This is a genomic window from Streptomyces diastaticus subsp. diastaticus (assembly GCF_011170125.1).
Classification (GTDB): Bacteria; Actinomycetota; Actinomycetes; order Streptomycetales; family Streptomycetaceae; genus Streptomyces; species Streptomyces diastaticus.
The window spans coordinates 1,017,316-1,036,106 of the sequence record NZ_BLLN01000003.1 but is presented as its reverse complement, the minus strand read 5'-3'; the positions used below and the strand labels follow the sequence as shown (position 1 = coordinate 1,036,106).

Genomic DNA, 18,791 nt, shown 5'->3' with positions numbered 1-18,791 from the left:
CGTGGCCATTCGCGTCCTGCTGGTGGACGACCAGCCACTGTTGCGCACGGGGTTCCGGATGATTCTGGAGGCCGAGCAGGATGTCGCGGTCGTCGGGGAGGCCGGTGACGGGCTCCAGGCCCTCGACCAGGTGCGGGCCCTCCAGCCCGACGTGGTGCTCATGGACATCCGGATGCCCCGGATGGACGGGGTCGAGGCGACCCGGCAGATCACCGGACCGGAGCGGGACGGCCCGGCCAAGGTGCTGGTCCTGACCACCTTCGACCTCGACGAGTACGTGGTGGAGGCGCTGCGGGCGGGGGCCAGCGGATTCCTGCTGAAGGACGCCCCGGCCCAGGAACTGGTGCAGGCGATCCGGGTGGTGGCCTCCGGGGAGGCGATGCTGGCCCCGAGTGTGACGCGCCGTCTGCTCGACAAGTACGCGGAGCACCTGCCGACCGGCGACGAACCGGCGCCGGACACGCTGCACACCCTCACCGACCGCGAGGTGGAGGTGCTGAAGCTGGTGGCGCGGGGGCTGTCGAACGCGGAGATCGCGGCGGACCTGTTCGTCAGCGAGACGACCGTCAAGACCCATGTGGGGCACGTACTGAACAAGCTGGGCCTGCGCGACCGGGTCCAGGCGGCCGTGTACGCCTACGAGAGCGGGCTGGTGCGGCCGGGCGCGGCCGGGCAGTAGCTCCCCCGTCCCGCGTGCACGACGGCGGCCGCCCGCCCCCGGGTGAGGGGCGGGCGGCCACCGTCGTGCGTGCGGTCACGCCGGGTCAGCCGCTGACGCCGCGGTCCAGCTCCCAGAGCTGGACGTTGGAGGAGGAGTCGAGGGCCCACTCGACGCCGATGATGTCGTCGCGGGCGGCGACGTACTGCTTGCCCTGCCACAGCGGGAGGACCGGGACGTCCTGGGCGACGATGTCCTGCATCTGCTTGATCGGGTCGGCGGCGGCGGAGCGGTCGGCCTCCCGGCGCGAGGCGGGGATCAGCTTGTTCTGGATGTTCTTGTTGTTGTACGGCGAGGACAGGAAGTTGTCCTTGTCGAGGAAGGGCGCGAGGAAGTTGTCCGCGTCCGGGAAGTCGGGGAACCAGCCCATGCCGAAGACCGGGTAGTCGCCCTTGACCTGCGCGGCGCGGTACTTGTCCCAGCCGGTGCCCTTGACGTCGGTCTTGAAGAGGCCGCTGGCGTTGAGCTGGCGGCTGATCTCCTTGAACTCACCCTCGGTGCCCTGGCCGTAGTGGTCCGTGGTGTAGTTCAGCGTCAGCTCGACCGGTGTGTCGATGCCCGCCTGCTGGAGGGCGGCCTTGGCCTTGGCCGGGTCGGGCTGCTCGCCGTACTGGTTGAAGAACGAGTTGGTGTGCCCGGTGATGGTGGTGGGCACCAGCGAGTAGAGCGGCTCGGCGGCGGTGCCGTAGACCTTCGAGGTGAGGGCGCCCCGGTCGACGAGGTAGCCCATGGCCTGGCGTATCGCCTTGTCGGCCTTGGGGTCGTCGGTGTTGAAGGCCAGGTAGCGGATCTCCAGACCGGGCATCTCGACGAGGCGGATCTTCTCGACCTGGTCGCCGGTGTACTTCTTGATCTGCTGCGGCGAGATCGTCCGGGTCATCAGGTCGACCTCGCCCTTCTCCAGCGCCGTCCCCATGGTGTCGGGGTCGGCGAAGGAGCGCATCACGACCTTCTCGTTCTTCAGCTTCAGGCTCCCCTTGTAGCTGGAGTTGGCGCTGAAGTTGAGCTTGACGACCTGGTTGTCCTCGACCTCGGTCTGGACGGTGTACGGACCCGAGCCGGACACGTCGAAGCCCTCACGGAGCTTGTCGGCCGGGTAGTCGGCCTCGTTGACGATGCCGGCCGCCGGGGTGGCGAGCTTGTAGGGGAAGGTCGCGTCGGGGTTGTGGAGGTGGAAGACGACCTCCCGCTCGCCCCGGGTCTCGACGGTGTCGATGTTGGTGAGCAGACCGACCGGGCCGTTGCCGTCCTTGATCCGCATGATGCGGTCGATCGAGTACTTGACGTCCTCGGCGGTCAGCTCGTCGCCGTTGGCGAAGGTCAGCCCCTCGCGGAGCTTGCAGCTGTACCGCTCGTTCCCCGCGTCGGTGAAGGAGCAGCTCTCGGCCGCCTCGGGCACCGGCTCGCCGCCGCCCCGGGGCAGGGTCACCAGGGTCTGGATGGTCTGGCGGAGCACGTTCCAGGCGCCGGCGTCGTAGGCGGAGGCCGGGTCGAGCGGGGCCTTGGCGTCCTGGGAGGCGGCGAACCGGTCGGTGGTGCCGACGACGATGGCGTCGCCGCCCTGGTCCGCGCCGTCCGATCCGCCGCAGGCGGCGAGTACGGGGGCGAGCAGGCCGACGACGGCCGGCAGCACCAAAGTCTTGCGGTTCATGCGCGCAGTTCTCCACAGCGGTAGATCTCACGCCTGTCCGCGGCTGAGGGGTGGGGCCGGGAGGCGGCGCGAGGGGGTATGGCGAGGTTCTCGCGACGACATTAGTCCGCCCGAGCCAGTACCTCAGAATGCGGCCGGAGTTGGGGACAATCACGCTGCGGAACCGGGCGCGGACGCACCGAATTCCACCGTGGGGAAGCTTTTCCGCACGGGTCCACCAATCGGGACACATGGGCCACCCGCGACCTGGAAGAAAACGGACGTCCACACAGGTTCTCCACGGCGTCGACAGCGGCACACGTGAGAAAGATCACCCGAATCGGGCGAGACCGGACCCGGCGTCCGCGCGCGCGCCGGGACGCCGGGTGCCGTTCCTCACCGGCAGGGATACGGAGAGTGACCGGCCGTGGGGCACCGGCGTGAATTCGCCTCCGCCATCGGTGAATTCACGCCGGAAACCCTTTCTCAGGCGGTCGGCCTTTTCCACGGACAGCGGTTTCCGGTCAGTGGATTCCCGTCATCATGCCGCGCAGAAAGGGCATGTCGATCTCTTCGAGGGTGGTGACGATCCGTCGGCCGCGCGCCGCCCGTACGGGGGCGACCGAGGGCACGGCGATGACCCGGCAGCCCGCCGCCTCCCCCGCGGTCACACCGGTCTCGGTGTCCTCCACCACGGCGCAACGGGTCGGGTCGACACCCAGACCGCGCGCGGCGAGCAGGTACGGGTCGGGGTGCGGCTTGGTCCGCTCGACCTCGTCGCCGGCCACGGTGAGCGCGAAGTGCTCGTGGCCGATCGAGGTGAGGACGCGGTCGATGATGCGCCGGTGCGAGGCGGAGACGAGGGCGGCCGGGATCCCGTGGTGGGCCAGGGCCTTCAGCAGGCGGGCGGCTCCGGGCATGAGCGGCAGGGTCGAGCCGAGCCGGCGCTCGAAACGGTCGTTGAGCAGCAGGCTCACCTCCTCCAGCGTGATGTCGGCGCCGGTGGCGTCGATGAGGAAGCCGGCGCTGCGGCTCATCGGCCCGCCGACCACGACGTGCCGCCAGGACTCCTCCAGCCGGTGCCCGAGGGAGGCGAAGACCTCGACCTCCGCCTCCCACCAGAAGCCCTCGGTGTCCACCAGAGTGCCGTCCATGTCCAGGAGGACGGCCTGCAACGTGGAGCCTTCGGCCGAACGGGTACCGCTGCGGGGAACCGTACTGGTCACCTGCGTACCTCCTAAGGGACTCGAAGGCCGGGTGGGGGCCGTCCGCCGGGCGCCCGGAGGCGTCGCGACGGGCGGCTCCCACCCGGCCTGAACAGGGCCGACCAGTGTACGGCTCCCGGCGCCCGGCCGCCTCAGGGCGGGCCGTCCGCGCCGGGGGCGCGTCAGCGCGCGTTGAAGTACTTGGCCTCGGGGTGGTGGATGACGATGGCGTCGGTGGACTGCTCGGGGTGGAGCTGGAACTCCTCCGAGAGGTGCACGCCGATCCGCTCGGGCTGGAGCAGATCGGCGATCTTCGCCCGGTCCTCCAGGTTCGGGCAGGCTCCGTAGCCGAGCGAGAAGCGGGCGCCGCGGTACTTCAGGGCGAACATGTCCTCCACCTCGACCGGGTCCTGCTCCCCGAAGCCGAGCTCGGCTCGGACGCGGGCGTGCCAGTACTCGGCGAGGGCCTCGGCGAGCTGGACGGACAGGCCGTGGAGTTCGAGGTAGTCGCGGTAGGAGTTGGCGGCGAACAGCTCCGCGGTGGCCTCGCCGATGCGGGAGCCGACGGTGACGACCTGGAAGCCGACGACGTCGGTCTCACCGGACTCCTCCGGGCGGAAGAAGTCGGCGAGGCACAGCCGCCGCCCGCGGCGCTGGCGGGGGAAGGTGAAGCGGGTCCGCTCGTTGCCCGCGTCGTCCAGGACGATCAGGTCGTCGCCCTTGCTGACACACGGGAAGTAGCCGTGGATCACGGCGGCTTCGAGCAGGTTCTTGGTGTGCAGTTCGTCGAGCCAGCCGCGCAGCCGGGGGCGGCCCTCGGTCTCGACCAGTTCCTCGTAGCTGGGGCCGTCACCGGCGCGGTTCTGCTTCAGGCCCCACTGGCCCTTGAAGAGGGCGCCCTCGTCGAGCCAGGAGGCGTAGTCCTTGAGCGGGATGCCCTTGGCGACGCGGGTGCCCCAGAACGGCGGGGTGGGCACCGGGTTGTCGGTGGCGGTGTCGGAGCGGGCCGGGCCCTCCTCCTGCTCCTCGGCCACCGCGGCGGAGGCCGAGGCGGGGACCCGCCGCTGCCTCAGCTCGGGCAGGGTGGCGCCGGGGACGCCGCGCTTGACCGCGATGAGGGCGTCCATCAGGCGCAGGCCCTCGAAGGCGTCGCGGGCGTAGCGGACCTCGCCCTCGTAGATCTCGTGGAGGTCCTGCTCGACGTAGGCGCGGGTGAGGGCGGCGCCGCCGAGGATCACCGGGTAGCCGGAGGCCAGGCCGCGCTGGTTCAGCTCCTCCAGGTTCTCCTTCATGATCACGGTGGACTTGACGAGGAGTCCGGACATGCCGATGACGTCGGCGCGGTGTTCCTCGGCGGCCTCCACGATGGCGGAGACGGGCTGTTTGATGCCGAGGTTGACGACGTTGTAGCCGTTGTTGGAGAGGATGATGTCGACGAGGTTCTTGCCGATGTCGTGGACGTCGCCGCGGACGGTGGCGAGCACGATGGTGCCCTTGCCGTCCTCGTCGCCCTCGGCCTTCTCCATGTGCGGCTCCAGGTGGGCGACCGCCTCCTTCATGACCTCGGCGGACTGCAGGACGAAGGGCAGCTGCATCTGGCCGGAGCCGAACAGCTCGCCGACCACCTTCATGCCGTCCAGCAGGGTGTCGTTGACGATGTCCAGGGCCGGGCGTTCGGTCAGCGCCTCGTCGAGGTCCTCGTGCAGGCCGTTCTTCTCGCCGTCGATGATGCGGCGCTTGAGCCGCTCCTCCAGGGGCAGGGCGAGGAGTTCCTCTGCCTTGCCGGCCTTCATGGACTTGGTGTCGACGCCCTCGAACAGGTCCAGGAACGTCTGGAGCGGGTCGTAGCCCTCGGCGCGGCGGTCGTGGATGAGGTCGAGGGCGACCTGGACGTGCTCCTCCTCCAGCCGCGCGATCGGCAGGATCTTGGAGGCGTGCACGATCGCCGAGTCGAGCCCGGCCTTGACGCACTCGTCGAGGAAGACGGAGTTGAGGACGATGCGGGCGGCCGGGTTGAGCCCGAAGGAGATGTTGGACAGGCCGAGGGTGGTCTGCACGTCGGGGCGGCGGCGCTTGAGTTCGCGGATCGCCTCGATGGTGTGCAGGCCGTCCCTGCGGGACTCCTCCTGGCCGGTGCAGATGGTGAAGGTCAGGGTGTCGATGAGGATGTCCGACTCGCGGATGCCCCAGTTGGCGGTCAGGTCCTCGATCAGCCGCTCGGCCACCGCCACCTTGTGCTCTGCGGTGCGGGCCTGGCCCTCCTCGTCGATGGTCAGCGCCATCAGTGCCGCGCCGTGCTCCTGCGCCAGCGCGGTGACCTTGGCGAACCGCGAGTCGGGCCCGTCGCCGTCCTCGTAGTTGACGGAGTTGATGACCGCCCGTCCGCCCAGCTTCTCCAGCCCGGCGCGCAACACGTCCACCTCGGTGGAGTCCAGGACGATCGGCAGGGTGGAGGCGGTGGCGAACCGCCCCGCCAGCTCCCGCATGTCGGCGGCCCCGTCCCGCCCCACGTAGTCGACGCAGAGGTCGAGGAGGTGGGCGCCCTCGCGGATCTGGTCGCGGGCCATCTCCACACAGTCGTCCCAGCGGCCCTCCAGCATCGCCGTGCGGAACTTCTTCGAGCCGTTGGCGTTGGTCCGCTCCCCGATCGCCAGGTACGAGGTGTCCTGGCGGAACGGGACCGACTGGTAGAGCGAGGCGGCGCCCGGCTCCGGGCGCGGGGTCCGCTCGCCGGGCACCGCGCCCCGCACCCGTTCGACGACCTGGCGCAGGTGCTCGGGGGTGGTGCCGCAGCAGCCGCCGACCAGGGACAGGCCGTAGTCCCGGACGAAGCCCTCCTGGGCGTCGGCCAGCTCGCCGGCCGTCAGCGGGTAGTGCGCGCCGTCCTTGCCGAGGACGGGCAGGCCGGCGTTGGGCATGCAGGAGATCGGCACGCGCGAGTGGCGGGCCAGGTGGCGCAGGTGCTCGCTCATCTCGGCGGGGCCCGTCGCGCAGTTCAGGCCGATCATGTCGATACCCAGCGGCTCCAGGGCGGTCAGCGCCGCCCCGATCTCCGAGCCGAGCAGCATGGTCCCGGTGGTCTCGACGGTCACCGAGACGATGACCGGCAGGTCCGCTCCGGTCGCCGCCAGGGCGCGGCGGGCGCCGATGACCGACGCCTTGGTCTGGAGGAGGTCCTGGGTGGTCTCGATCAGCAGCGCGTCGGCGCCGCCCGCGATCATCCCCTCGGCGTTGCGCTGGTAGGCGTCGCGCAGGGTGGCGTACGGGGCGTGGCCGAGCGTCGGCAGCTTGGTGCCCGGGCCCATCGAACCGAGCACCCAGCGCTGCTGCCCCGTCTCGGTGGTGAAGCGGTCCGCGCTCTCGCGGGCGACCCGGGCTCCGGCCTCGGACAGCTCGTACACCCGCTCGGGGATGTCGTACTCCCCCAGTGCCGCGTGGTTGGCACCGAAGGTGTTGGTCTCCACGCAGTCGACACCGACGGCGAAGTAGGCGTCGTGCACCGAGGTGACGATGTCCGGCCGGGTGAGGTTGAGGATCTCGTTGCAGCCTTCGAGCTGCTGGAAGTCGTCGAGCGTCGGGTCCTGTGCCTGGAGCATCGTGCCCATCGCCCCGTCCGCGACCACCACCCGGGTGGCCAGTGCTTCACGGAGGGCGTCCGCGCGGGCGGCGGCGGTCAGTGCGGTCCGATGGGTCGGCGACGAGGCCATGAGAGTGCTCCCTGGAGTGCGACGGCTGTCGGCTTTGCGCCTCCGGTGCCGAAGGCGCACGCGGTCAGCGTAGCCCCAGGGGCCGCCTCGCGGCGCGGCCGTCCACGGTGCGGACCTGCGGCCCGCCCCGGCCCGAGGGGGCGGCGGAGGCGGTCGGCGCAAGCCCGGTACGGGGAAGGCGGGGACGGGGCGCGGCTCCGGAGGCGATGCGGGACCGTACCGGCACCGGGGTGAAGATGGCCCCCGGCCGGGACGGGGACGGGCGTGTCGGGTGTGGGCCGCGGTGTGGCGAAAACTCGCCGGAGGCAAGGGGTCCGCACGTTGGCTCACGGTCGGCCAAGGCCGCTAGTGTTCAGCATTGTCGAATGGCCGCATCGGCACACGGCCTCAGGAAGGGACCACGGATGGCACGGAACATCCAGTCGCTGGAGCGGGCCGCGGCGATGCTGCGGCTGCTGGCGGGGGGTGAGCGGCGGCTCGGGCTCTCCGACATCGCCTCGACGCTCGGCCTCGCCAAGGGCACGGCCCACGGCATCCTGCGCACCCTCCAGGCGGAGGGCTTCGTCGAGCAGGAACCGGCCTCGGGCCGCTACCAGCTCGGCGCGGAGCTGCTGCGCCTGGGCAACAGCTACCTGGACGTGCACGAGCTGCGGGCCCGCGCGCTGGTCTGGACGGACGACCTGGCCCGCTCCAGCGGCGAGGCGGTCTACCTCGGGGTGCTGCACCAGCAGGGCGTACTGATCGTGCACCACGTCTTCCGGCCGGACGACTCGCGGCAGGTCCTGGAGGTGGGCGCCATGCACCCGCTGCACTCCACGGCCCTCGGCAAGGTGCTCTGCGCCTTCGACCCGGTGGCCCACAGCGAGGTCCTGGAGTGCGAGCGCGGACCGCTCACCGGCCGCACCGTCACCGAGCCCACCGCCTTCGAGGAGGCGCTGGACCTGACCCGGGCGCGCGGGTGGGCCAGCGACCAGGAGGAGACCTGGGAGGGCGTGGCCTCGCTGGCGGCACCCATCCACGACCGGCGCCGGATGCCGGTGGGAGCGGTCGGCGTCACGGGCCCCGTGGAGCGGCTCTGCCCGGACGGCACGCTGCGCACCGAGCTGGTGACGGCGGTGCGCGACTGCGCCCGGGCCGTCTCGCGGGATCTGGGCGCCGGGCGGTTCTGACCCGGCGGGCCCCACCGGCCGGGCGGCGCCAGCGCCTTCCGCCTTTGCCCCTTTTCCACACCTTCCCGGCCGATGCGCGGCGTTCCCGCCCCGGCCGGGCTTTTTGTCGCGCCCGTGACGAGGCGCACGTCACACCCGCTGCCCGCCCGCGCGGTTCCGGCGCCCGAATCCTGGGGAGCTTTGCGGCACAGGACCTTGACTGAGTGCGCACGCGGGCGGAACACTGCCGTTCCACGGTCGGCATTGTCGAACACCTAACGACGAATACGCGTTACGGTGTGGAGTGAGCCGACCAGAACACGCCCCCGCACCGCGGACGTGTCCGGCCGGCGGGACCCGGCGGAGCGGCACGCGCGGTGTCCATCTGGACGAAGGACGAAGGAGTCGCGGGTGTCCAGCTCCAACATCTTCATCGGCGAGACGATCGGTACCGCCGTACTCATCCTGCTCGGCGTCGGCGTCTGCGCCGCCGTCACGCTCAAGGGTTCCAAGGCGAAGGACGCCGGCTGGCTCACGGTGTCCTTCGGCTGGGGCTTCGCCGTCCTCACCGGTGCCTACCTCTCCTCCGGGGTCTCCGGCGCCCACCTGAACCCGGCCGTGACCATAGGCCTGGCGATAGAGGGCGGCACCGCGTGGTCGGACGTCCCCCTCTACCTGGGTTCTCAGCTGCTGGGCGCGATGATCGGCGCCGCCCTCGTCTGGCTGGCGTACTACGGCCACTTCCAGGCGCACCTCAAGGACGAGGCCGTGCTCGCGGAGGCGGCCGCCGCCCCGAAGGACGCGCCCGGCCCGGTCCTCGGCGTCTTCTCCACCACCGCGCAGATCCGCGACACCGTGCAGAACCTCAGCACCGAGATCATCGCCACCACCGTGCTGGTGCTGGCGATCCTGACCCAGGGGCTCAACGACGAGGGCAACGGCCTCGGCGTCCTCGGCGCGCTCATCACCGCTCTGGTCGTGGTCGGCATCGGCCTGTCTCTCGGCGGCCCCACGGGGTACGCGATCAACCCGGTCCGCGACCTCGGCCCCCGGCTGGTGCACGCGGTGCTGCCGCTGCCGAACAAGGGCGGCTCCGCCTGGGAGTATGCCTGGATTCCGGTGGCGGGACCGCTGCTCGGCGGCGCCCTCGCCGGCGGCATCTACCAACTGGGGTTCGCCTGACCGGCGGGCCCGGGCGGCCGTACCCCGCCCGGGCCACCCGCACCGACCCGCCACCGCACTTCGCTGAGCAGGAGCACACCGTGACCGACGCACACACCGCAGGCCCCTTCATCGCCGCGATCGACCAGGGGACCACGTCGAGCCGCTGCATCATCTTCGACCGGGACGGCCGGATCGTCGCCGTGGACCAGAAGGAACACGAGCAGATCTTCCCCAAGCCGGGCTGGGTCGAGCACGACGCCGCCGAGATCTGGACCAACGTCCAGGAGGTGGTCGCCGGAGCCGTCGCCAAGGCCGAGATCACCCGCGAGGACATCAAGGCCATCGGCATCACCAACCAGCGTGAGACGACGCTGCTGTGGGACCGGCACACCGGAGAGCCGGTCCACAACGCCATCGTCTGGCAGGACACCCGCACCGACGCGCTCTGCCGCGATCTCGGCCGCAACGTCGGCAAGGACCGCTTCCGCCGCGAGACCGGCCTGCCGCTCGCCTCGTACTTCGCCGGGCCCAAGGCCCGCTGGCTGCTCGACAACGTCGAGGGGCTGCGCGAGCGCGCCGAGGCCGGGGACATCCTCTTCGGCACCATGGACTCCTGGGTCATCTGGAACCTCACCGGCGGTACCGAGGGCGGCGTCCACGTCACCGACGTCACCAACGCCTCGCGCACCATGCTGATGAACCTGCACCGCATGGAGTGGGACGAGCGGATCTGCTCGTCGATCGGCGTGCCCACCGAGGTGCTGCCCGAGATCCGCTCCTCCGCCGAGGTCTACGGCGAGGTCAGCGGCGGCCGCCTCGGCGAGCTGCTCGGCGGCATCCCCGTCGCCTCCGCGCTCGGCGACCAGCAGGCGGCCCTCTTCGGCCAGACCTGTTTCGCCGAGGGCGAGGCCAAGTCGACGTACGGCACCGGCACGTTCATGCTGATGAACACCGGCGAGAAGATCATCAACTCCTACTCGGGGCTGCTGACCACCGTCGGCTACCGCATCGGCGACCAGGACCCGGTCTACGCCCTGGAAGGGTCGATCGCCGTCACCGGCTCGCTCGTCCAGTGGATGCGCGACCAGATGGGGCTGATCAACTCCGCCGCCGAGATCGAGACGCTGGCCTCCTCGGTCGAGGACAACGGCGGCGCCTACTTCGTCCCCGCCTTCTCGGGTCTCTTCGCCCCCTACTGGCGGCCGGACGCCCGCGGCGTCATCGCGGGCCTGACCCGGTACGTGACCAAGGCGCACATCGCCCGGGCCGTGCTGGAGGCGACCGCCTGGCAGACCCGCGAGATCACCGACGCCATGACCAAGGACTCCGGCGTCGAGCTGACCTCGCTCAAGGTCGACGGCGGCATGACCTCCAACAACCTGCTCATGCAGACCATGGCCAACTTCGTCGACGCCCCGGTGGTCCGCCCGATGGTGGCCGAGACCACGTGCCTGGGCGCCGCCTACGCGGCCGGCCTCGCGGTCGGCTTCTGGCCCGACACCGACACCCTGCGCGCCAACTGGCGCCGGGCGGCCGAGTGGACCCCGGACATGGACCCCGAGGTCCGCGACCACGAGTACCGCAAGTGGCTCAAGGCCGTCGAGCGCACCTTCGACTGGCTCGACGACGAAGAGAACTGACGCACCACCCCGGGGGGCCGCCCCACGCGCGGCCCCCCGGACACACCGATGAGGAGCACGTCATGACCACCCCGCACAGCGTCCCGGCCCTCGGGACGCACCCGGCAGCCGGCCCCAACCCGGGCCGGGCCGAGACCCGGGACCAGCTGTCCCGGGCGACCTACGACCTCCTGGTGATCGGCGGCGGCATCCTGGGCATCTCCACCGCCTGGCACGCCGCGCAGTCCGGCCTCAGGGTCGCCCTGGTCGACGCGGGGGACTTCGCCGGAGCCACCTCGTCGGCCTCCTCCAAGCTGCTCCACGGCGGCCTGCGCTACCTCCAGACCGGCGCGGTCAAACTGGTCGCGGAGAACCACTTCGAGCGGCGCGCCGTCTCCAAGCAGGTCGCCCCGCACCTGGCCCGCCCGCTCACCTTCTACCTGCCCGTCTACAAGGGCGGCCCGCACGGCGCCGCCAAGCTGGGCGCGGGTGTCTTCGCGTACTCCGCGCTCTCCGCCTTCGGCGACGGCGTCGGCCACGTGATCAGCCCCGAGCGGGCCCGCCGCGACGTGCCGGAGCTGCGCACCGACGGGCTGCGCGCGGTCGCCGTCTACGGCGACGACCAGATGAACGACGCCCGGATGGCGCTGATGACGGTCCGCGCGGCCGTCGACGCGGGCACCGAGGTGCTGAACCACGCCGAGGTCACCGGCCTGCGCTTCACCCGCGGCCGGGTCACCGGCGCCGAGCTGCGGGACCGCCTGGACGGCACCGAGTTCGGCGTCGACGCCCGCCTCGTCCTCAACGCCACCGGCCCCTGGACCGACCACCTGCGCGCCATGGAGGACAAGGCGGCCGCCCCCTCGGTCCGCCTCTCCAAGGGCGCCCACCTGGTGCTGCGCCGCACCTCCCCCTGGAAGGCCGCGCTCGCCACCCCGATCGACAAGTACCGCATCACCTTCGCGCTGCCCTGGGAGGACATGCTCCTGCTCGGCACCACCGACGAGGAGTACGAGGGCGACCCGCGCGACGTCTCGGTCACCGACCAGGACGTCACGCAGATCCTCGACGAGGCCGCCTTCTCCGTCCGTGACCAGCAGCTCTCCCGGGACCTCATCACCTACTCGTTCGCCGGTCTGCGGGTGCTGCCCGGCGGGCCCGGCGACACCTCCAAGGCCAAGCGGGAGACGGTGGTCAGCGAGGGTCCCGGCGGAATGCTCTCGGTGGCCGGCGGCAAGTGGACCACCTTCCGGCACATCGGCCGCACCGTCATCGACAAGCTGGCCAAGCTCCCGGGCCGCCCGCTGACCGACGACATGGAGCCGATGCGCAGCCTGCCCCGGATGCCCCTGCCGGGCATCGCCAACCCGCAGGCGGTCGCGCACCGGCTGCTGGTCGACGGGCCCGCACCCGGGCCCCGGATGGCCCCCGACACCGCCCGCCACCTGGCGACCCACTACGGTTCGCTCGCCTTCGACATCGCCCGACTGGCCAACGAGGACCCGTCGCTGGCCGAGCGCGTCCACCCGGACGCCCCGGAGATCCGGGCGCAGGTCGTCTACGCCCGCGACCGCGAGTGGGCCGAGACGGCCGAGGACGTGCTGCGCCGCCGCACCACGCTCACCGTGCGCGGGCTCGACACCCCCGAGGTCCGCGACGACGTGGCCAAGCTGCTGGCGGACCGCCGGAGCTGACGGCGGCCCGGCGCGGGCGCGGTGGTGTGGCGGGTGCTTCGTCCGCCGCACCACCGCGGCACCCGGGCGCCGGTTGGGCACACTGGGACTGCGGGTGCTCTCCCTCATCGGCCACGGCCGGCACCCGGCCACCGGGCACGCCTCCGCGCCCGCCGACCGCTTCGGCGACGTGCCGGGCCCAGCCGGACGGGCCGGACGCCTCGGCGTGGACGCGTTCGCGGACGGTGAACGGCCCACCGGACCGTTCCTCTCCCCCCCGTCCCCGTCGGCGCGCTCGCCCGCCCGAACCTGCCCCGTCCGCCCGCCGGCCGGGGTCACCGCCCTCTCCGCCCTGGACCCGGTCCGGGTCGCGGAGGGCCCCGCCACCCTCGACCAGCTCTCCGGCTCCGGATCGCGCACCGGCCGTCGGCAAGGGCGCGGACGCGCACCCACCTCGCCCACTTCGGCCCGGAGGCGGAACGGCGTGGGGCCTCCAGCGGGAGGAGGACGCGCTGTCGCGCCGGCTCCGGCCGGGGGAGCACGTCGGCCGGCCGGGCGAGTCCCGCGCCCCGCTGAACGACGTGGCGACGGTGCCGCGGCCCTCCGCCGCACCGCCCCGGGTCCGGCACGGCTCGGCCACCGTCCCCCGTCCCCGCGTGGCCGCGCTCCACGGTGATCCGCTCTTCACCGCCGACGCCCTCCGCCGAGAAGGGCGTACGCGGCCCTGATCCGCCGGTACCGCGAGCGGATCGAGGCGTACGGCCACGACCCGGCGGGCTCCCACGGGGAGCGGGCTCCGGCGGCCCGCTGATCGCCGGCACGGACGCGGCGGGGGTCCGTGCCGGGGCGTCCACGACGTCCAGACCCGGTGGGGCTCCCAGACCCGTGCTGGGGTGGCCCGGCCCGACTCACCCTTCCGCACCGTCGAGGAGGCGCTGGCGGACGGGCCGCAGCGCGTCGGCTCCGCCGAGCGGACCATCGACAGGCTCCTCGGGTGGCGCGCGGTCCACGGCCACGGGCTTCGGCCGGTGGCGGCCCACGGCTTCGGCGTGGAGCGGGCGGGACAGCCGGACCGGCCGGAGCGGTCCGCCGAGGAGGTCGCGCCGGTGGTGCGCCGGGAGGCGCCCACCGGCGCTCCGGGAGTGCGCCGGACCGGCCCGGGGTCCGCCGCCCGCGGGCCGCCCGGCCCCGTACGGGGGGAGTGCGCGGGCCCGGACCTGGGCAGTCTTCCGAGCGTCGCGGCCCCACAAGGGGGCTGCGGAAGGGCCCCGCGGACGCCGTAAGGTTGGGCCGGTACGCGAGGGCACGTCGGAAGGAGGCACTGGGTGATCGAGCTCGAGGGGGTACCCGAGCTGGTCGACCCGGTCATGGTGGCCGCGTTCGAAGGCTGGAACGACGCCGGCGACGCCGCCTCCACCGCGGTCGCGCACCTGGAGCAGGAGTGGAAGGGCGAGGTGTTCGCGGCGCTGGACGCCGAGGACTACTACGACTTCCAGGTCAACCGCCCCACGGTGTGGATGGACGGCGGGGTGCGCAAGGTGACCTGGCCGACGACCCGGCTGTCGGTGATCCGGATCGGCGGCGAGAAGCCCCGTGACCTGGTCCTGGTCCGCGGCATCGAACCCAGCATGCGCTGGCGCTCGTTCTGCAACGAACTGCTGGGCTTCGCCCACGAGCTCGGCGTCGAACTGGTCGTCGTCCTCGGCGCCCTGCTGGGCGACACCCCGCACACGCGCCCGGTCCCGGTCAGCGGCGTCACCTCCGACCCGGACCTGGCCCGCACGATGAACCTGGAGGAGAGCCGCTACGAGGGCCCCACCGGCATCGTCGGCATCCTCCAGGAGGCGTGCACGCACGCCGGGGTACCCGCGGTGAGCCTGTGGGCGGCGGTCCCGCACTACGTCTCGCAGCCGCCCAACCCGAAGGCGACGCTCGCCCTGCTGAACCGCCTGGAGGACGTACTGGACCTGCGCATCCCGCTGGGCGACCTGGCGGAGGACGCGCGGGCCTGGCAGCTCGGGGTGGACCAGCTGGCCGCCGAGGACAGCGAGGTGGCCGAGTACGTCCAGTCGCTGGAGGAGGCGCGGGACACCGCGGAGCTGCCCGAGGCGTCGGGCGAGGCCATCGCCCGGGAGTTCGAGCGGTACCTGCGGCGCCGCGACGGCGGCGGTCCCGGCGGCCACGCCACCGACGGCGGGCGGGCCGCCGAGGGTGAGGGTCCGTTCCTGCGTGAGGGCCCCGACCGCACCCGGCCGCCGCACCCCAAGCGCACCGGCCCGCTCCCGGGCACCGCCCCCGAGGGCCGGGAGGCGCCGCGCCCCGCGGAGGACGGCCCCGAGGACGGCCGGGCGGACGGCGATACCCCCGGGAGCAAGGGCGACGACGGTCCGGACGGAGACTCCCGACCGGGTTCCGGCGACTGACCGGACCCGCGCCGCCGGCCACGAGCCACCAGGGAGGGCCCCGCCACGATCACCGTGGCGGGGTCCTTCGTGCTGCCCGATCGGTCAGCACGGCTCGGTGGGGAACGTCCACCACTCCTGTCGCGGAAGGTTCGTCGGCGACCCGGCGGACGGCCGCGCCCTGGCCCGCCCCCGGCAGGCCGGCCGCGGGCTGCCGCGAAGTCCAGCGGCGCCGGCCTCCTCGCGAGGCGTCCCCGGCCCGGTCGGCAGCCTGCCTGCCTGCCGGTGGCCGTCGGCCGCGCACGAGGGCGACGGCCCGGAGGCCGGCCTCACTCCACCACTCCGGGCCAGGGCACGCGCCGTCTCCCGGTCACGGCCCGGTGCCCGCCTCCGCCGGCAGGCCCGCCGGCACTCCCGCCTCGGGAACGTGGGGAAGGGGGCGGGCTTCCGGCCCGGCCCCGGCATGTCGCCGCCATGAGCCGGACGGCACGGCGGCCGTCTCCCGGCCGTTCGTCCCGTCCTTCCCGACCGGGCCGTCGCGCCTCTCCTCGGCGGACGAGCCGCCGGGAACGCGCGGAAGGCCCCGCCACTTCACCGTGGCGAGGCCCTTCGTGCCGCCTGGTGGGTTCAGAGTGCCACGCCGAGCAGGGCGTCCACGGTGCGGGAGACGACGCCCGGGGCGCCCTCGTCGGTACCGCCCCCGGCCTCCTGGAGGCGGGCCCAGGCGTCCACGGCGCGCAGGGCGGCGGGCGCGTCCAGGTCGTCGGCGAGGGCCGCGCGTACCTGTTCGACGACGGCGGAGGCGTCCGGTCCGTCGGGGCGGGAGACGGCCGCACGCCAGCGGGCGAGGCGCGCCACGGCCTCCTGGAGGGTGGCGTCGGTCCACTCCCAGTCGGCCCGGTAGTGGTGGGCGTGGAGGGCGAGGCGGATGGCGGCCGGGTCGACGCCGGCGCGGCGCACCGCGGAGACGAAGACCAGGTTCCCCTTGGACTTGGACATCTTCTCGCCGTCCAGCGCGACCATCCCCGCGTGCGCGTAGGCCTGTGCGAAGGGGTGCTCGCCGGTGGCGGCGTGGGCGTGCGAGGCGCCCATCTCGTGGTGCGGGAAGATTAGGTCCGAGCCGCCGCCCTGGAGGTCGAATCCCATGCCGAGGTGGTCCAGGGCGATGGCGACGCACTCGATGTGCCAGCCGGGCCGGCCCTGGCCGAGGCTGCCGCCGTCCCAGCTGGGTTCGCCCTCGCGGGCCGCCATCCACAGCATCGGGTCGAGCGGGTTCTTCTTGCCGGGCCGCTCGGGGTCGCCGCCCCGCTCGGCGGAGAGCAGGCGCATCGCGGCGGCGTCGAGGTGGGAGACCTCGCCGAAGTGCGGGTCGGACTCGACGGAGAAGTAGAGGTCGCCTTCGAGCTCGTAGGCGGCGCCCGCGTCCCGCAGCCGCTCGACCAGCGGGATGATGCGGGGTATGGCCTCGACGGCGCCGATGTAGTCGCGGGGCGGGATCATCCTGAGCGCGGTCATGTCCTCGCGGAAGAGGGCCGTCTCGCGCTCGGCCAGGCCGGTCCACTCCACGCCGTCGCGCACGGCGCGCTCGAGGAGCGGGTCGTCCACGTCCGTGACGTTCTGGACGTAGTGCACCTGACGCTTGGTGTCGAGCCACACGCGCTGGACGAGGTCGAACGCGTTGTAGGTCGCCGCGTGACCCATGTGGGTCGCGTCGTACGGCGTGATGCCGCAGACGTAGAGACGGGCGACGGGGCCGGGGGTGAGGGTCTTCGGCCCCCCGGTCACGGTGTCGTGGATCCTCAGGTCGCGACCCTTGCCGGGCAGGGCGGGGACCTCGGAAGCGGGCCAGGCATGCATGGCACCGAGCCTAACCGGACGTGGCATCCGGATACGAACCGGATAGGGGCTGATTGGCCGGGAGGGCACTCTTGCGCGTCCGGCGCTCCCGTGCCGGTCGGGGCGCGAGGGTCAGACGGGCGGCCAGGGGATCGCGGGCCATTCGCCGCTGGGCACGGGGTGGGTGCCGGAGGCCAGCAGGGCGGCCACCCGGTCGCGCAGCGCCGCCAGTTCGGCGGGGGTGACCAGGGCGGCCAGACGGGTGGTGAGCGGCTCGTCCTCACCGAGGGCGGCGGCCAGCCGGCCCAGCGCGGTGAGGGCCTCGTCGGGGAGCGGTTCCCCGGCCCAGCCCCAGAGCAGGGTGCGCAGCTTGTCGTCGGTGTGGAAGGTGACCCCGTGGTCGATGCCGTAAAGACGGCCGTCGGCGGTGGTGAGCAGGTGGCCGCCCTTGCGGTCGCTGTTGTTGATGACCGCGTCCAGCACGGCGAGGCGGCGCAGCCGCGCGTCGTCGGCGTGGACCAGCAGCGCGGTGCCGCCGCCCGGCACCTCGGCGAGCCCGATGGCGCGCCACCCGGCGGGCGCGGGCCGCTCGGCGTCGGCGAGGGCCAGCAGACGGCCGACGGGGACCAGGCCGGGGGCGCCGGCGGCGCCGGGTGCGGCGGTCCCTGCGCCGGCGCCGGGCTCCTCGGGCGCGTCCTCGGGCTGGTCGATCCAGAGTTGCACCATGCCGGGCCCGTACGGCCCCTCGCGCAGCACGGTGGGCGGGACCAGCTCCCAGCCGAGGGCGGCGCACACCTCGTGGGCGGCGACCTCCCGCTGGGCGAGGGTCCCGTCGGGGAAGTCCCAGAGCGGCTGCTCCCCCGCGACCGGCTTGTAGACGCAGGCGGCCCGGCGGCCCTGGTGGACGACGGCGCAGTGCAGCACGGCGTTGGACGCCGCGGGGATGCGGCCGAGCACGGTCAGCTCGCCCTCGCTGAGCAGGGCGGTGACGGAGCCGGCGGGGGCGGAGCCGGACAGCTCGGAGCCGGAGGCGGCGGTGGTCACAGGTCCCGGCGGTACCCGTTCTGGCGCGGGCATACGTGTCCTTCCGGGTCGAGCGGCAGGCTGCACAGCGGGCAGGGCGGCCGGCCGGCGTTGACGACGTCCAGGGCGCGCTTGGCGAAGGCCCGGGCCTGCGCACCGGAGAGGCGGACCCGGAGCATCGGGGGGCCGTTCTCCTCGTCCTGGAGGAGGCGCTCCTCGGCGGCGGCCAGGTCCTCGTCGGAGTCGCCCTCCAGCTCGACCAGCGCCTGCGCCTCGACGATCATCCGCTGGTCCTCGCCGTCCCAGGCCAGCGCCATCGTGCCGACCCGGAACTCCTCCTCGACCGGGTTGTCGAGGGGCGCGCTGTCGGCGACCTCGGCCGGGACCACGGCGGGCACCGCGGCATTGCCGCCGCTGCGGCGGACGACCTCGTCCAGCAGTTCGTTCATGCGCTCGGCGAGCGCGGCGACCTGGGTCTTCTCCAGGGCCACGCTGGTGACCCGGCCTTGCGAGGACGCCTGGAGGAAGAAGGTCCTGCGTCCGGGCAGACCGACCGTCCCGGCGACGAAGCGCTCGGGCGGGTCGAAGAGGAACACCTGACGGGACACGTCCTGCATCTCCAGAAGGTCGGCGGCGAGGGGCGGTGGGACCGGGGCGGCTCCTGCC

12 protein-coding genes are annotated in these 18,791 nt (G+C 73.0%); 6 read left to right on the top strand and 6 right to left on the bottom strand.

From position 1 onward, the window contains the following. Position 1: 1 nt before the first annotated feature. Positions 2-679 (top strand): response regulator, encoded by a 678-nt coding sequence (locus tag Sdia_RS13025; protein WP_100456036.1) that lies wholly within the window; start codon positions 2-4, stop codon positions 677-679. A gap of 85 nt (positions 680-764) precedes the next feature. Here Sdia_RS13025 and Sdia_RS13020 read toward each other — a convergent pair whose 3' ends face one another. The 3 genes from Sdia_RS13020 to metH all read right to left on the bottom strand — a co-directional run bounded on the left by Sdia_RS13020 (position 765) and on the right by metH (position 7,260). Further along, positions 765-2,369, bottom strand: a complete 1,605-nt coding sequence (locus tag Sdia_RS13020; RefSeq protein ID WP_100456037.1) for an ABC transporter substrate-binding protein — start codon at positions 2,367-2,369, stop codon at positions 765-767. A 503-nt stretch (positions 2,370-2,872) separates the two neighbouring features. Next, the gene (locus Sdia_RS13015; RefSeq protein ID WP_100456038.1) at positions 2,873-3,574 is read right to left on the bottom strand and encodes an HAD family hydrolase; all 702 of its coding nucleotides are present in this window, start codon (positions 3,572-3,574) and stop codon (positions 2,873-2,875) included. 161 nt (positions 3,575-3,735) lie between these two features. After that, the gene (metH, locus tag Sdia_RS13010; protein WP_100456039.1) at positions 3,736-7,260 is read right to left on the bottom strand and encodes a methionine synthase; all 3,525 of its coding nucleotides are present in this window, start codon (positions 7,258-7,260) and stop codon (positions 3,736-3,738) included. A 404-nt stretch (positions 7,261-7,664) separates the two neighbouring features. Here metH and Sdia_RS13005 point away from each other — a divergent pair, with 404 nt between their 5' ends. From Sdia_RS13005 to Sdia_RS12985, 5 genes are all read left to right on the top strand, one after another. Continuing rightward, complete coding sequence (locus Sdia_RS13005) at positions 7,665-8,429, top strand: IclR family transcriptional regulator (RefSeq protein WP_100456040.1); 765 nt, start codon at positions 7,665-7,667, stop codon at positions 8,427-8,429. Between the two features lie 390 nt (positions 8,430-8,819). Beyond that, a complete protein-coding gene (locus tag Sdia_RS13000) occupies positions 8,820-9,590 on the top strand; it encodes an MIP/aquaporin family protein (RefSeq protein ID WP_100456041.1) in 771 nt (256 codons plus the stop codon). 80 nt (positions 9,591-9,670) lie between these two features. Continuing rightward, positions 9,671-11,212: a glycerol kinase GlpK gene (glpK, locus tag Sdia_RS12995; protein WP_100456042.1), complete on the top strand. Its 1,542-nt coding sequence runs from the start codon at positions 9,671-9,673 to the stop codon at positions 11,210-11,212. 62 nt (positions 11,213-11,274) lie between these two features. Then, complete coding sequence (locus Sdia_RS12990) at positions 11,275-12,885, top strand: glycerol-3-phosphate dehydrogenase/oxidase (RefSeq protein ID WP_115068494.1); 1,611 nt, start codon at positions 11,275-11,277, stop codon at positions 12,883-12,885. A gap of 1,304 nt (positions 12,886-14,189) precedes the next feature. Further along, positions 14,190-15,287 carry a PAC2 family protein gene (locus Sdia_RS12985; RefSeq protein ID WP_115068495.1) on the top strand — a complete coding sequence of 366 codons (1,098 nt, stop codon included), beginning with the start codon at positions 14,190-14,192 and terminating at the stop codon, positions 15,285-15,287. A gap of 606 nt (positions 15,288-15,893) precedes the next feature. Here the strand turns inward: Sdia_RS12985 and mshC are convergent. The 3 genes from mshC to Sdia_RS12970 all read right to left on the bottom strand — a co-directional run bounded on the left by mshC (position 15,894) and on the right by Sdia_RS12970 (position 18,733). Further along, complete coding sequence (gene mshC / locus Sdia_RS12980; protein ID WP_115068496.1) at positions 15,894-17,123, bottom strand: cysteine--1-D-myo-inosityl 2-amino-2-deoxy-alpha-D-glucopyranoside ligase; 1,230 nt, start codon at positions 17,121-17,123, stop codon at positions 15,894-15,896. A 111-nt stretch (positions 17,124-17,234) separates the two neighbouring features. After that, complete coding sequence (locus Sdia_RS12975) at positions 17,235-18,179, bottom strand: SCO1664 family protein (protein ID WP_115068497.1); 945 nt, start codon at positions 18,177-18,179, stop codon at positions 17,235-17,237. Next, the gene (locus Sdia_RS12970; protein WP_107488282.1) at positions 18,143-18,733 is read right to left on the bottom strand and encodes a DUF3090 domain-containing protein; all 591 of its coding nucleotides are present in this window, start codon (positions 18,731-18,733) and stop codon (positions 18,143-18,145) included. The genes Sdia_RS12975 and Sdia_RS12970 overlap by 37 nt, the downstream gene beginning before the upstream one ends. Between the last annotated feature and the right edge of the window lie 58 nt (positions 18,734-18,791).

Bases quoted from the DNA above. Each gene is read 5' to 3' on its own strand.
- Sdia_RS13020 (WP_100456037.1), bottom strand. From the start codon at position 2,369: ATGAACCGCAAGACTTTGGTGCTGCCGGCCGTCGTCGGCCTGCTCGCC.
- metH (WP_100456039.1), bottom strand. From the start codon at position 7,260: ATGGCCTCGTCGCCGACCCATCGGACCGCACTGACCGCCGCCGCCCGC.
- Sdia_RS13005 (WP_100456040.1), top strand. From the start codon at position 7,665: ATGGCACGGAACATCCAGTCGCTGGAGCGGGCCGCGGCGATGCTGCGG.
- Sdia_RS12990 (WP_115068494.1), top strand. From the start codon at position 11,275: ATGACCACCCCGCACAGCGTCCCGGCCCTCGGGACGCACCCGGCAGCC.
- mshC (WP_115068496.1), bottom strand. From the start codon at position 17,123: ATGCATGCCTGGCCCGCTTCCGAGGTCCCCGCCCTGCCCGGCAAGGGT.
- Sdia_RS12975 (WP_115068497.1), bottom strand. From the start codon at position 18,179: ATGCCCGCGCCAGAACGGGTACCGCCGGGACCTGTGACCACCGCCGCC.